Genomic DNA, 14,232 nt, shown 5'->3' with positions numbered 1-14,232 from the left:
TCCTATTCGCCGCGGGCGCGCGACAGCCAGTCGGTCGAGGCGGCGATGCCACCCAGCGGGAAGACATGCGCGGCAGCGATGGGAAAGTCGGGATCGTCCTGCCTGGCGCGGGCAAGAGCGCCGACGAAATCGGTCGGCTCATAGGGAAGCAGCAGCTTGGTCACGTCGCGGGCGCGGCGCTGAAGAACCCGCAGGCTGGGGCCGACGCCGCACATGATGGCGAATTTCAGCATGGTCTGCAGTTTGGCCGGGCCGGCGACGCCGATGCGGATGGGCATGTCGATACCCGCCGCGCGAAGGCGTCCGGCCCAGTCGATGCAGGGCTGCGCCTCGAAGGCGAACTGGGTCACGATCTGCATGTCGGCATCGGTGCGGGCGGCGAAATCGGCTTTCCAGCGCAAAGCGCGCATCACTTCGGCCTCGCCGCCATCGGGGTCGATGTCGCGGTTGCCCTCGGGGTGGCCGGCGATGAACAAATGGCGGAAATCGCCGAAAAGGCCGGTCTCCAGCAATTGCATCGAATCGCGGAATTCTCCCTTCGGCGCAGACAGACCGCCGCCCAGCAGCAGCGCGCCCTCGGCGCCCGCATCGCGATAGCCGGCGACCCATTCGTTCAGCGCCGCGCGGCTGGGAACGATTCGGGCCGGGACATGCGGCACCGGCCGAAAGCCGTCGCGCGCCAGACGGGCGACGGTGGCCTGCATGTCGGCGGGCGCGGTGCCATCGATATGGGCCACGAAGACCAGCGTTCCGGCGGGCAGACGGTCGCGCAGATCGGAAACGCCCGCAGCACTGCGTGGCATCACCTCGATCGAGGCGCCTTGCAGGAAGGCCGCCATCGGGGCCGCGCTGCGCGAAGGGGTCCGGAATTGCATCAGGGCCATCTTGTCCTGCCTCCTGCCAAAACGTGTCGTCAATCCTTGCGCCCGCCCGACGCGATCAGGTCGCGCAGACGGGCGGTGTCGTATTCCGTCTCGATCCGTGTCGCCAGCGCCTGCGCATCCTCGGCCTGAACCGTCTCGCGCCGCCATTCGCCCAGATAATCGTCGGTGCCCGAAAGCCCCGCCTTCATTGCCGCCCGGTCGATCGCCTGCTCGAACCGCTCGTCCAGCGTGATCCGAACCGCGCCCCGGCCCTTGCCTTGCAGCACCTGCGCGGGAATATCGCGCCACAGAACCAGCGTCACATCGGCCATCGTCGGCGTCCTCCGTCTCGCCCCCTCATAGCCACGGATCGCGCCGCCGCGCCGCGCATTTGCGACCATGGCGCGGGGGATTTGCGACCTGTGTCGCAAACTGGCGCCCGAAACGCCGCTCTCGCGTGGCGGCGCACCCTTGATCGCAGGCGGGCGGCAGGCTACCTTTCGGACAACTTGTCATCGGAGGGCGTGTGTCATGACGCCCAGGCGTCCTGCGGGTGCGGACGCGTTCCCGAAAAATACGGTCGAGCCGTCAGGCACCCGACAACCCGAGGAAGGGGCGCTGTATGCTGCCCTCGACCTCGGCACAAATTCGTGCCGGATGCTGATTGCGCGACCGCGCGGCAGTCAGTTTCAGGTCATCGACAGCTTTTCCAAGCCGGTTCAGCTTGGTCTGGGGCTGGAGGCTTCGGGGCGGCTGTCCCGCGGTTCGATGGCGCGCACCGTTCACGCCCTGCAGGTATGCCGGCGCAAGCTGGATCAGCATCGGGTTCGCAACATGCGCCTGGTCGCGACCGAGGCCTGCCGGCGCGCGCGCAACAGCCGCGATTTCCTGCGCAGCATCCGCCGCGAGACCGGCCTGCCGGTCGAGATCATCGATGCCGAGGAAGAGGCCCGGCTGGCGGTGATTTCCTGCGCGCCGCTGGTCAGCCAGAAGACCGAGACGCTGATGGTCGTCGATATCGGCGGCGGCTCGACCGAACTGGTCTGGATCGATCTGGAAGATGTCGAGCCCAAGGAACGGCCGCGCGCGATCATGCGGCTGTCGGAAGGTTTTGCCAAGCCGCAGCCGGGCGGCGCGCGGGTGGTGGACTGGATCAGCGTGCCGTTGGGGGTGGCCACGCTGCGCGACCAGTTCGCCGATGTCGAAGACGATCAGGGCCGCTTCGCGCTGATGAGCTGGTATTTCGAGGAAATGCTGGCCGATTTCGCCCCCTATGCGGATGGCTCGCCCGAGGAGGGTTTCCAGATCATCGGCACCTCGGGGACGGTGACGACGGTGGCGGCGTCCTTTCTGGGGCTCAGACGCTATGACCGGACCAAGGTGGACGGGCTGGAAATGAGCAGCGCCCAGATCGACAAGGTGATCCATTCCTATCTGACGCTTGGTCCCGAAGGGCGGCGGGCCGATCCGCGTATCGGCCGTGAACGCCATGCGCTGATCATGTCGGGGGTGGCGATTCTTCAGACGCTGATGCGGGTCTGGCCCACCGACAAGCTGTCGGTCGCCGATCGCGGGCTGCGGGAAGGGTTGCTTTATGCCCAGATGGTGCGCGATGGGGTGCTGACGCCGGATGGGCTGAACGGAGTGGCATGATGGCGAAAGAACCCGGCAGCCGCGCGGGCAAGACCAGCGGACGCGGCCAGCGCGACCTCAAGGTGCGGGTCAAAACCGCCAAGGGGCGCAAGCTGTCTTCGAAATTGTGGCTGGAACGGCAGCTGAACGACCCTTATGTGGCCCGCGCCAGGCGCGATGGCTTTCGCGGGCGGGCGGCCTACAAGATCCTGGAACTGGACGACAAGTATCGGTTTCTGCTGCCCGGCGCACGGGTGGTCGATCTGGGCTGCGCACCCGGCGGCTGGTGTCAGGTCGCGGTGGACCGGGTGAACGCCCTGGGCGACCAATCGGGCAAGGCCGTGGGGCGCGTCATCGGCATCGATCTGCAAGAGGTCGATACCATCGCCGGGGCCGAGATTCATCAGCTCGATTTCCTGTCGGACGGCGCCGACGACAAGGTCAAGCACTGGCTGGGCGGGTCCGCCGATGTGGTCATGTCCGACATGGCGGCCTCCGCGTCGGGGCACAAGGGCACCGATCATCTGCGCATCGTCGCGCTGGTGGAAGCCGCCGCGCAACTGGCGCTGGACATCCTTGAACCCGGCGGAACCTTCGTGGCCAAGGTGCTGGCAGGCGGTGCGGAATCCGAAATGCAGGCTTTGCTGAAGCGCAGCTTTTCCAAGGTCGCCAACGTCAAGCCGCCGGCCAGCCGCAGTGATTCATCCGAGAAATTCGTGGTCGCGACCGGCTTTCGCGGCCGGGGCGGGGAAAATGCCGAAAGCGGCGATCAGCCGGACTGAGCGCGGAAGATTTCGGGCGTGCGGCCGGTTGCGGCGACGCAGGCGCGGGCGAAATGGGCATGGCTGACATAGCCCAGGCGCTCGGCGATCCGGACCGGGCTTTCCTGGCCGTCGCGCAAGGCCTGGAACGCGCGCTCCAGCCGCAGGCGGTTGACAAAGTCGATGGCGCGACAGCCCTGCGTCGCCTGGCAGGCCCGATCCAGTGCTCCGGTGCTGCAATGCAGATCGCGCGCAAGCTCGGCGATGGTGGACTGGTCGCTGCCCATCCGGCTCAGCACCAGGTCCCGGAAACGGGCGATCAGCGACATGTCGGGCCGCGAGCATGCAAGCGCATCGGCGTGGCTGTCGCGTCTGACCCGAGGCGGTAGCCCGGCGATGCAGCGTGCCAGCAGCCCGACCCCGCCGGCATCGGCGCCGGTCGCGGCGGCGAGGTCGCGCAGAATGGTCAGCAATCGTGGCCCCTCCAGGGCGATCTCGGTGGCCAGCGTCGCCGTGGGCAGGCAGGGCCAGGCCAGTTCGGCAAGGCCGCGCGGAAGGATGGCGACATGACCCTGGTCGTCCGGGCCGGGCAGGGCCGCGAAGGCGGTTCCGGCGGGGATATAGTGCAGATCGCCCGCCCCAAGCGTCTGGTCCCGTGCCGGAAAGCGCAGCCGCACCCGTCCCGACATCACCCACAGGATCACGTGATCGCTGCGGATCTGCGGGCGCGGCGGGGTGCCATCGCTGCCCCAGACGAAGCTGGCCAGCGGCAGCAGTTTCAGCGGGCGATGCGCGGCCGGCCGGCGCCCGGCCTGCCATCCCCCCTGCCGCCGGCGCCGGGGGGCATCGGAATCCTCGATCGGTGCAGGCGTGGCGGGAAACGCCGCGACGCCTTTGAAGCCGGGGGACGTGAAGGGAAAGCGAACCGTTTCGCCGGCTTGGGACAGATTCACCGACAGACCTCACCAAGAGTAAACAACCATAGGTAGAATGGCCTGTTTTCGTGGCGTTTTCAATCCTCGGTTCGATACAATTCAAGCGATATCAAGGGGATTCTCCGGCGGGCCACGGTTGCCAGTCATGCATTCGACTGCGAAACCAGATGCGCTGCGACTTGGCATATTGGCGGGTGGCGATCACCGCGCGCTGCACGGCCTCGGCCCGATCGGTTTCGCCGCGCAGGCTGGCCGCCAGTTCCGGCGCGCCGATGGCGCGGGCCCATTGCCGGGACATGTCCCACAGCGGCAGCATGGCGCGCACCTCGTCCAGGGCACCCTGTTCCATCATCAGATCGAAGCGCCGCGCGATCCGGTCCGCCAGCCAGTCGCGATCGGCGGTGACGACAAGGCGCTGGCTGCGCGCGGGCGTGATCAGGGGCGGCGGCGTATCGGCCTGCCATTCCGCAAGCCCGCGACCAGTCGCGCGCCAGACCTCCCAGGCGCGCTGGACACGGGCCGGATTGCGCAGGTCGATCCGGTCGCGGGTCCGCGCATCCAGCCCCGCGATCATCCGCGCAAGTCCTTCCTTGCCTGCCACCAGGGCATCGCCCTCGAACCTGATTTCAGGCGGGACGGGGGGCACATAGGCCAGACCCCGCGTCAGGGCCGTCAGGTAAAGCCCGGTTCCGCCGACGACGATCAGCCTTCGGTCCGTCAGCCGGCCGACATCCTTCAGCCAGTCGCCGACCGAATAGCTGCGATCCGGTGTGACATGACCATAAAGCGCATGGAGTGCCGCGGCCTCGTCGGCGGCCGAGGGGCGCGCCGTCAGAACGCGCCAGCAGGACCAGACCTGCATCGCATCCGCATTGACGATCAGCCCGCCCTGCCGCTCGGCCACCTGCAGCGCAAGCGCGGATTTGCCGCTGGCGGTCGGCCCCGCGATCAGCAGGTGGCGCTCGGCGTCGATCTGATCAAGGCGGGACATCGCCGGGCGGTCCTTGGCCGGTTGAACACGCCCGCCTTTTGCGACATTTTGCGCGGCGATGAAAGCGACCCGCCCCATCAGCCCCATTATCGGCCGCGCTATCAGCCCAGTAGCAGCCGCATTCAGGAAGGATCGGACATGACCGAAGAGAAGGGCGCAGCGCCCGCGCAGTATGGCCGCGTGATGCTGAAGATCTCGGGCGAGGCGCTGATGGGCGACCAGGGCTTCGGTCTGAACCCGCCGACCGTCGCGCGTATCGCCAACGAGGTCGAATCGGTTCAGAAGATGGGCGTCGAGGTCTGCATGGTCATCGGCGGCGGCAACATCTTCCGCGGCCTGCAAGGCAGCGCGCAGGGGATGGAGCGGACGACCGCCGATTACATGGGGATGCTGGCCACGGTGATGAATGCGCTGGCCATGCAATCGGCGCTGGAAGCCAAGGGCCTGCATTGCCGCGTCATCAGCGCCATCCGCATGGACGAAGTCTGCGAACCCTATATCCGCAGGCGTGCCATCCGACATCTGGAAAAGGGCCGCGTCGTGATCTTTGCCGCCGGCACCGGCAATCCCTATTTCACCACCGACACCGCCGCGACCCTGCGCGCCAACGAGATGAATTGCGAGGCGATCTTCAAGGGCACCAAGGTGGATGGCGTCTATGACAAGGATCCGAAGAAATTCCCCGATGCCAAACGCTATGGCGAGGTCAGCTACGACGAGGTGCTGCAAAAGCATCTGGGCGTGATGGATGCCTCGGCCATCGCGCTGGCCCGCGACAACCGGCTGCCGATCGTCGTCTTCTCGCTGGACGAGCCTGGTGGCTTCAGGGCGATCCTGGAAGGTCGCGGCACCTATACCCGCGTTCATAGCTGACCCCCCGGCATGTGGATCGCGGCGATGTGCAATTTCCCCTGAGCCGCGATCCGGCGGCGGCCGGCGGCGGGGTCGAAAAGGTCGCCCGCGGGCTGGCCGGTCGCCGGCGCGATGCCGCCTGACCTTCGGGCAAATGCTTTGCCAAGGCCCGGCAATGCGGTTACAAGCGGTGAAAATTCTACGCAGAGGCAGTGCCACATGGCAGAGGATATCGAAATCGACATCGACGACCTGGAACGGAGGATGAAGGGCGCGATGGATTCGCTGCGCCACGAATTCGGCAGCCTGCGGACCGGTCGCGCCTCGGCTTCGATGGTCGAGCCGGTGCAGGTCGAGGCTTATGGCCAGATGACGCCGATCAACCAGCTTGGCACCGTCAACGTCCCCGAGCCGCGGATGGTCACCATCAACATCTGGGACAAGTCGATGGTCGGCAAGGCCGAAAAGGCGATCCGCGAAAGCGGTCTCGGCATCAATCCCCAGACCAACGGCACGATCATCATGCTGCCGATCCCGGAACTGAACGAGGAGCGGCGCAGGGAACTGACCAAGGTCGCGGCGCAATATGCCGAACACGCGCGCGTCGCGATCCGCAACGTGCGCCGCGACGGCATGGATCAGGTCAAGAAGGGCAAGGCCGAGGGAATGCCCGAGGATGATCAGAAGTTCTGGGAAACCGCGGTGCAGGAGCTGACCGACAAGATGATCGGCCAGGTGGACGAGGCGCTGGAGGCCAAGCAGGCCGAGATCATGCAGGTCTGAGGCACGGGACATGGCCGCGGATACAGCACAGGCATTGAACACGGGCGGATCCAGTCAGAGACCGCGTCATGTCGCCATCATCATGGACGGAAACGGCCGCTGGGCGACCGATCGCGGCTGGCCGCGCCTGGTCGGGCACCGGCGCGGGGCCGAGCGCGTCAAGCAAATCGTCCGCGCCTGCCCGGATCTGGGCGTGAACTGGCTGACCGTCTATGCCTTCTCGACCGAGAACTGGAAACGCTCGACCGAGGAGGTGCTGGGTCTGATGAAGATCTTCCGCCGCTATATCGAGCGTGAGGCCGAAGGCATGTCGGCCGAGGGCGTGCGGCTGCGCTTCATCGGCGGCCGGGATCGGCTGGACGGCAAGTTGCAGGCGCTGATGTCCTCGATCGAGGCACGGACGGCGGGCAACACGCGGCTGAACCTGACCGTGGCGATCAATTACGGGGGGCGCGACGAATTGCTGCGCGCGGCCACCAAGCTGGCCTGCAAGGTTGCCCAGGGCGAGGTCGCCGAGCCGACGGAAAACGATCTTCATGCCTGTCTGGACACGGCCGGCCATCCCGATCCCGATCTGGTCATCCGCACCAGTGGCGAGACGCGGACCTCGAATTTCCTGCCATGGCAGGCAGCCTATTCGGAATATGAATTCACGCCGACATTGTGGCCCGATTTCTCGCCCGACCATCTGGCCGCGATTCTGGACCGGTTCGGCCTGCGCGACCGCCGTTTCGGGGGCGTATGAGTCCGGGCGCGGGGACAAGGCCCGGGCTGCCCGCCGCGAAGGGCAAATGGGCTGACCTGTCGCGCCGTATCGCCTCGACCGCTGTGCTGCTGGGGATCGGCGTGATGTTGGCCGTGGCGCAGGGTGTCTGGTTGCGGCTGGGCATGTCACTGATCTCGGCCATCACGTTCTGGGAACTGGCGGCGATGACGGGCTGGCGCCACCCCGAGATGCACCTGACCGCCTTCGGCCGCTGGCGCCCCGTGTCGCTGGCGGTGATCGCCGGGCTGGCCCAGTTCATCGCCCTTGTTGCCTTTTCCCCCTTCGCATCGCTGGCCTTGCTGCTGCCTCTTCTTGCCGGGCTTCCCGGCGCCGCGCGTCGCGACCGGCCGACCTATGCGATCTTCGGCATCGCGATCCTGCTGGTGGCCTATGGTCTGGTCTCGTTCCGCGAGGAATTCGGTCTGGGATTCGTGATGTGGCTGATGGGCATCGTGATCGTTTCGGACACGGCGGGTTATTTTTTCGGCCGCATTCTGGGCGGGCCGAAATTCTGGCCGTCTCTGAGCCCGAAGAAAACCTGGTCGGGCACGATCGCGGGCTGGATCGGCGCGGTCGTTCTGGGTGCGCTGATCTGGCTTTCGGGGCGCGGCGACGCGACCTTGCTATGGGTTTCTCCGCTGGTCTGTTTCGCCGGGCAAATGGGCGATATCGCCGAAAGCTGGCTGAAGCGACGCGCCGGGGTCAAGGACAGTTCGAACCTGATTCCGGGTCACGGCGGCTTCATGGATCGTTTCGACGCAGTGACAGGCGCGGTTCTGGCGGCCATGCTGATCGGGCTTCTGAACAGCCTGCCGGCGGTGACCTGACCCATGCGACGCATTTCGATCTTCGGGGCGACCGGCTCGGTCGGCTGCAACGGTGTTGATCTGATCCGGCGCGCCGGCGGGGCCGAGGCCTATCACGTCGTCGCGCTGACCGGCGGGCGCAACATCGCGCGCCTCGCGCGCATGGCGCGCGAGTTGCGGGCCGAGATCGCCGTGACCGCGCACGAGGATCTGCTGGACGATCTGCGCGACGCGCTTGCGGGCAGCGGGATTCAGACGGCGGCGGGCGCGCGGGCGCTGGCCGAGGCCGCCGCGCGCCCCGCCGACTGGATCCTGTCGGCGATCATCGGCGCGGCCGGGCTGGTGCCGGGCCTGACGGCATTGGCTCAGGGCGGGATTCTGGCCCTGGCCAACAAGGAATCGCTGGTTTGTGCCGGCCCGCTGATCCACCGCACGGCGACCCGAAGCGGAGCGAGAATCCTGCCGGTCGATTCCGAACATTCTGCCATTTTTCAGGCTCTTGGATCGGAAAACCTTGAGCATGTCGAGGTTGTGACCATCACCGCCTCGGGCGGCGCCTTCCGGGACTGGCCACTGGAACGGCTGGCGGCCGCGACGGTGGCTCAGGCCTCGACCCATCCCAATTGGGCCATGGGCCAGCGGATCACCATCGACAGCGCAAGCATGTTCAACAAGGCGATGGAAGTCATAGAGGCGAAAGAATTTTTCGGTCTTGGACCAGATCGGATCAAGGTGCTGGTCCATCCGGAATCGATCGTTCACGCCATGGTCAGCCATGTCGATGGCGGCACGATCGCGCATCTGGGGGCGCCCGACATGCGACACGCGATCGGCTATGCGCTGAACTGGCCGGACCGTGCACCGCTGCCGGTTGCCGCGCTGGATCTGGCGCGGATCGGAAGCCTGACCTTCCGCGAACCCGACGAGACGCGCTGGCCCGCGCTGCGCCTGGCGCGCGAGGTGATGTCGGCGGGCGGTATGGCGGGGGCGGTGTTCAATGCCGCCAAGGAGCAGGCGCTGGACGATTTCATCGCCGGGCGCATCGGATTCACGCAAATGGCGCCTCGCGTGGAAATGACCTTGGAGGCGCTGTCGGGGCGCGCCGGTTTCGGCGATGATGCCGCCGATCTGGAAACGGTCCTCGACTGGGACCGCGAGGCAAGAGGAAGGGCCGCCGCATGACCGATCTGATCCCCTTATTCGGGGGCACCTTGTGGACGCTGGCGGCTTTCGTGGTCGCACTGGTGGTGATCGTGACGGTCCATGAATACGGCCATTACATCATCGGCCGGCTGTCGGGAATCAGGGCCGAGGTCTTTTCGGTCGGCTTCGGACCGCGCCTGATCGCGCGCCGGGATCGTCACGGCACCGTCTGGCAGGTCGCGGCGATTCCGCTGGGAGGCTATGTCCGCTTTCTGGGCGACGAGAATGCGGCCAGCGCCGGTTCCGGGTCGCGGGTCGATCCGGCCTTGCGGCGGCAGACGCTGTCGGGTGCGCCGCTCTGGGCGCGGTTTTCGACGCTTCTGGCCGGACCGGTCTTCAACTTTGTCCTGTCGATCCTGATCTTCGGCGGATTCGCGCTGTTTCAGGGCCTGCCTGCCGATCGGGTCGAGGTCGGTGCCGTCAGCGAGGTGCCGCCGGGCGTGATGAACGGCTTGCGCCCCGGCGACCGCATCGTCGCCCTGGGTGGCCAGCCGGTCGAGACCTGGGCCGATCTGGGCCAGGCGGCGCAGGACCTGCCCATCGCGCCGCAGCAGGACTGGACCGTGATCCGCGACGGCGCCGAGGTGACGGTGACCGGCCCGGATCCGATGCCGGCGCGGATCAGCGGCGTCGCCCCGCGCGGCGCCGCAGCCGATGCCGGGCTGATGGCCGGTGACGTGGTGATCAGCATCGAGGGCAAGCCGATCACCCGCTTTACCCAGATGCGCGAGGCGGTCGAGGCTGCCGAGGGCGATCCGATCCAGTTGCAGGTCTGGCGGTCCGGCCAGGGCACCGCCAGCTATACGCTGATTCCGCGGATGCAGGATCTGCCCTCTGCGGGCGGCGGATACGAACGGCGCTGGTTGATCGGCGTCACCGGTGGCGGCGGTTTCTTCGAACCAGCGATGCGTCGCGCGGGCCCGCTGGAATCGCTGTGGCTGGGGGTGATGCAGACCTGGGGGATCATCGTGTCATCGCTGGCGGGGCTGTGGGCGATGATCTCGGGCCAGATCGGCGGCTGCAATCTGGGCGGCGCGATCAGCATCGCCGAAAGCACCGGCCAGGCGGCCAGCGCCGGCGGCGCCAGTTTCCTGTGGTGGATCGCGGTCCTGTCGGCGGCGATCGGGTTTCTGAACCTGCTGCCGATCCCGGTCCTGGATGGCGGGCACCTGATGTTCTATGCGTGGGAGGCCCTCACCGGACGCCCACCCTCGGACCGGGCGCTGAACCTGCTGACGGCGGCGGGCATGGCGGCGGTGCTGGCGCTGATGATTTTCGGCCTCACGAACGATCTTTTCTGCCCCTAGGGCGCGATGCGCTTTTGACAGGGCCGGGCGTTTCGGGCACAAGATTTGGCCAAGAGGGCGTGAAAACACGCAACAGAAAGAAGGCGCCAGAAAAGGCGCGTCCGCAGGCTGGAACATAGAGGGGCGGCAATGACACGGAAACTGGGCAAGGGCGCGGTTGCGCTGGTCACGGCCTTGACGATCGCGACACCGGCGGCACTGGTGCCCAATGCGGCTGTGGCCTATGTCTTCAACGACGTGCGAATTCAGGGCACGCAGCGGATCGAACCGGCCACGGTCCTGTCCTATGCCAATATCGCGCGCGGCCAGAACGTCTCGGCCGGCGAGTTGAACGATGCGCTGCAACGGTTGCAGAATTCCGGTCTGTTCGAGACGGTCGAGATCGTTCCGCAGGGCGGCACCCTGATCATCACCGTTTCGGAATATCCGACAATCAACCAGATCAGCTTCGAGGGCAACCGCCGCCTCAAGGATGACGAACTGGCCCAGATCGCGCAAAGCCAGTCGCGCCGGGTCTATCAGCCCAGCCAGGCCATCCAGGACGCGCAGAACATCGCGCAGGCCTATGCCAGCCGGGGCCGTCTGGCTGCCCGCGTCGATCCGCGCATCATCCGGCGCAGCGGCAACCGCGTCGATCTGGTCTTCGAGATCCGCGAAGGCGACGTCACCGAGATCGAGCGCATCAGCTTTACCGGCAATCGCGCCTTTTCGGACCGTCGCTTGCGGCAGGTGCTGGAAACCAAGCAGGCGGGTATCCTGCGCACCTTCATCCGCGCCGATACCTTTGCGCCGGAACGGATTCCGCTGGACGAACAGCTTCTGACCGATTTCTACCGCTCGCGCGGTTATGCCGATTTCAAGGTGCAGGGCGTCGCGCCGGAAATCGCCCGCGAACGCGATGCCTTCTACATCACCTTCAACATCCAGGAAGGCCCGCGCTACCGGTTCCGCAACGTAAGCACGATCTCCGAGATCGCAGGCGTTGATGCCGCACCCTTTGCGGCGCAGAACCGTGTCGGCGGCGGCGATGTCTACAACCCCGCCGCCATCGACAACACCATCCGGCGGATGGAAACGGTGGCGATCCAGCAGGGGCTGAACTTCGTCAATATCGAGCCGCGGGTGACGCGCAATCCGCAGACGCAGACGCTGGATCTGACCTTTGCGCTGACGCGCGGCCCGCGCATCTTCGTGGAACGCATCGACATCGAGGGCAACACGACCACGCTGGACCGGGTGATCCGGCGGCAATTCACCACGGTCGAGGGCGATCCGTTCAACCCGCGCGAGATCCGCAATGCCGCCGAACGCATCCGCGCGCTTGGCTATTTCTCGGATGCGCAGGTCAACAGCCGGCAGGGCAGCAGCGCCGAACAGGTGATCGTGGATGTGAATGTCGAGGAACAGCCCACTGGCTCTCTGTCCTTCGGCGCATCCTACGGTGTCAATTCCGGCTTCGGCCTCAACGCCTCGCTGAACGAGACCAACTTCCTGGGTCGCGGGCAGACGCTGGGCCTGACCATTTCCACCGCGTCGGGCGACCGCGAGGGTCTGATCAACTTCGTCGAACCCTATTTCCTGGGTCGCGATCTGAAATTCGGCTTCACCGCGCGCTATAACGAAACCAGCAACCTGAATTCGGACTACGACACCCGCACGATCTCGGTCCAGCCGTCGATCGAGTTTCCGATTTCGGCCAATGGCCGGCTGGAACTGCGGTATCGACTGGAACAGAACCGTCTGAACAATGTCAGCGACGACAGTTCCGTCATTCTTCAGGACGAACAGGGCACGCGTCTGAGTTCAGCGGCGGGCTACACCTACCTGTGGGATACGCGGGTGGCCGGTCTTGATCCCCTGACAAGCTACAAGCTTCGGTTCTCGCAGGATTTCGCGGGGCTGGGCGGCGACGTGAAGACGGTCACCAGCACCGCGCTGGCCGGTGTGGAAAGCAATGCCTGGCGCGAGGAGGTCACCCTCCGCGCCGAGATCGAGGCCGGCGGTGTCTACAGCTATGGCGATTACTCGTCCTGGATTCTGGACCGGTTCCGCGGCGGCGGCAAGGTGCGCGGCTTCGAGCCGAACGGCATCGGTCCGCGTGACCTGTCGGCCCCGAATCAGGACGCGCTCGGCGGCAAGTATTACTGGGCCGCGCGCGCCGAAGCGCAGTTCCCGCTGGGCCTGCCCGAGGAATACGGGATCACGGGCGGCCTTTTTGCCGATATCGGCTCGGTCTGGGGGCTGGACACAAGGACCGGCAGCGACGGGTCCGAAGTCGACGACAGTATGCGGGTTCGCGCCGCCATCGGCGCCTCTGTCTTCTGGACCACCCCGATCGGCCCCTTGCGGTTCAACTTCTCCAAGGCGGTTCGCAAAGAGGATTACGACAAGGATCAGAATTTCGACCTGACCATCTCGACCCGGTTCTGATGCGGGGACGGGCGCGCCCTGTCGTCCTGCTGGCGGCCCTGTTTCTGGGCATGGCATGGGCCGGGGGCGCATCAGCGCAGGATCCGGCGCCCTCCGTGCCCGCCCAGCCCATCGCACCCGTGGACCGGATCGCCCCGGCCGACGGGGCCGGTGCGGAAGGCGGGATGCCGACGCGCACCATCGAGACGCCGCCGGATTCGCCGCAGATGGTGGCTGCGCCGATCCTGACCGTGGATCAGAACACCTTGTTCACCGGCTCGGCCTGGGGCCGTCGCACGCAATCCGTCCTGGAAGAGGAGGGCGGCAAGATCGCCGCCGAGAACGAAAGGCTGGCCGCGCAGTTATCCGATGAAGAGGCGGCGTTGACCAGCCGTCGCGAAACGCTGGATCCGGCCGAGTTTCGCAAGCAGGCCGAGGCGTTCGACGAACGCGCCACGCGGGTCCGGCGCGAACGCGCACAGGCGGTGCAGGCGCTGAACGATTGGGCCGAGGCGGACCGCAGCGCCTTCTATCGCGCCGCGCTGCCGGTCATGGGCGAGATGATGCAGGATCGCCGCGCGGTGGCCGTTCTGGACCGCCGCACCGTCTTCGTCTCGCTCGACGCCATCGACATTACCGCCGATCTGGTGTTGCGGCTGGACGAGAGGCTGGGCGACGGTGCCGGACAGGTGCCGTTGCCGTCAGCGCAGGGCGATGGCCAGGCACCGGCCGCCGAAATCCCGCAGCCGCCCGCCGCCGCGGATTGATGCAGAATTTATCCGTTTTGATCAAGGGGCGGTTTCGGCCCATTTTCGGTCATCCCTGATCAGGGCGTTTGCGAGGATCAGGAGCTTGCGCATGACGGCGGTGAGCGCGACTTTCGCCGGCTTTCCCGCGCTGCAGAGCGCCTGATAGGTCTGGCCG

14 protein-coding genes and 1 pseudogene are annotated in these 14,232 nt (G+C 66.5%); 10 read left to right on the top strand and 5 right to left on the bottom strand.

Translation table 11 applies throughout. The features are described from left to right. Positions 1-2: 2 nt before the first annotated feature. Positions 3-884, bottom strand: coding sequence for a methylenetetrahydrofolate reductase (locus AC13CR_RS08950; RefSeq protein WP_446233547.1), 882 nt, complete (start codon positions 882-884; stop codon positions 3-5). Between the two features lie 29 nt (positions 885-913). Then, positions 914-1,195, bottom strand: a complete 282-nt coding sequence (locus AC13CR_RS08945; protein ID WP_292958846.1) for a virulence factor — start codon at positions 1,193-1,195, stop codon at positions 914-916. 199 nt (positions 1,196-1,394) lie between these two features. On the opposite strand from AC13CR_RS08945, the gene AC13CR_RS08940 reads away from it, so the two are divergent. After that, positions 1,395-2,516, top strand: a complete 1,122-nt coding sequence (locus AC13CR_RS08940; RefSeq protein ID WP_292958811.1) for a Ppx/GppA phosphatase family protein — start codon at positions 1,395-1,397, stop codon at positions 2,514-2,516. Further along, positions 2,516-3,277, top strand: coding sequence for an RlmE family RNA methyltransferase (locus tag AC13CR_RS08935; protein WP_292958813.1), 762 nt, complete (start codon positions 2,516-2,518; stop codon positions 3,275-3,277). The genes AC13CR_RS08940 and AC13CR_RS08935 overlap by 1 nt, the downstream gene beginning before the upstream one ends. On the opposite strand, the gene AC13CR_RS08930 is transcribed toward AC13CR_RS08935, so the two are convergent. Continuing rightward, the gene (locus AC13CR_RS08930; protein ID WP_293013819.1) at positions 3,265-4,209 is read right to left on the bottom strand and encodes a helix-turn-helix domain-containing protein; all 945 of its coding nucleotides are present in this window, start codon (positions 4,207-4,209) and stop codon (positions 3,265-3,267) included. The two genes, AC13CR_RS08935 and AC13CR_RS08930, sit on opposite strands and share 13 nt — an antisense overlap. A 91-nt stretch (positions 4,210-4,300) precedes the next feature. Further along, complete coding sequence (gene miaA, locus AC13CR_RS08925) at positions 4,301-5,182, bottom strand: tRNA (adenosine(37)-N6)-dimethylallyltransferase MiaA (RefSeq protein ID WP_292958816.1); 882 nt, start codon at positions 5,180-5,182, stop codon at positions 4,301-4,303. Positions 5,183-5,320: 138 nt separating this feature from the next. Here miaA and pyrH point away from each other — a divergent pair, with 138 nt between their 5' ends. From pyrH to AC13CR_RS08885, 8 genes are all read left to right on the top strand, one after another. Beyond that, positions 5,321-6,055, top strand: coding sequence for a UMP kinase (gene pyrH / locus AC13CR_RS08920; protein ID WP_292958818.1), 735 nt, complete (start codon positions 5,321-5,323; stop codon positions 6,053-6,055). Positions 6,056-6,253: 198 nt separating this feature from the next. Beyond that, positions 6,254-6,817 carry a ribosome recycling factor gene (frr, locus tag AC13CR_RS08915; protein ID WP_292958820.1) on the top strand — a complete coding sequence of 188 codons (564 nt, stop codon included), beginning with the start codon at positions 6,254-6,256 and terminating at the stop codon, positions 6,815-6,817. Positions 6,818-6,827: 10 nt separating this feature from the next. Further along, positions 6,828-7,562: a polyprenyl diphosphate synthase gene (gene uppS / locus AC13CR_RS08910; protein ID WP_292958822.1), complete on the top strand. Its 735-nt coding sequence runs from the start codon at positions 6,828-6,830 to the stop codon at positions 7,560-7,562. Further along, entirely contained in the window at positions 7,559-8,410 is an 852-nt protein-coding gene (locus AC13CR_RS08905) for a phosphatidate cytidylyltransferase (RefSeq protein ID WP_292958824.1), read from the top strand. The genes uppS and AC13CR_RS08905 overlap by 4 nt, the downstream gene beginning before the upstream one ends. A gap of 3 nt (positions 8,411-8,413) precedes the next feature. Continuing rightward, positions 8,414-9,571 (top strand): 1-deoxy-D-xylulose-5-phosphate reductoisomerase, encoded by a 1,158-nt coding sequence (dxr, locus tag AC13CR_RS08900; RefSeq protein WP_292958826.1) that lies wholly within the window; start codon positions 8,414-8,416, stop codon positions 9,569-9,571. After that, positions 9,568-10,899 carry an RIP metalloprotease RseP gene (gene rseP, locus AC13CR_RS08895; RefSeq protein ID WP_292958828.1) on the top strand — a complete coding sequence of 444 codons (1,332 nt, stop codon included), beginning with the start codon at positions 9,568-9,570 and terminating at the stop codon, positions 10,897-10,899. The genes dxr and rseP overlap by 4 nt, the downstream gene beginning before the upstream one ends. Positions 10,900-11,028: 129 nt before the next feature. Next, positions 11,029-13,329, top strand: coding sequence for an outer membrane protein assembly factor BamA (gene bamA / locus AC13CR_RS08890; RefSeq protein WP_292958830.1), 2,301 nt, complete (start codon positions 11,029-11,031; stop codon positions 13,327-13,329). After that, positions 13,329-14,075: an OmpH/Skp family outer membrane protein gene (locus AC13CR_RS08885; RefSeq protein ID WP_292958832.1), complete on the top strand. Its 747-nt coding sequence runs from the start codon at positions 13,329-13,331 to the stop codon at positions 14,073-14,075. The genes bamA and AC13CR_RS08885 overlap by 1 nt, the downstream gene beginning before the upstream one ends. Before the next feature lie 21 nt (positions 14,076-14,096). Here the strand turns inward: AC13CR_RS08885 and AC13CR_RS08880 are convergent. Further along, positions 14,097-14,232: pseudogene (locus AC13CR_RS08880) on the bottom strand (IS110 family transposase); the annotation flags it as partial.

Source organism: Paracoccus sp. L-17 (assembly GCF_056857655.1).
The sequence above is the reverse complement of the archived record's forward strand: the minus strand, read 5'-3'. Positions and strand labels throughout refer to the sequence as shown.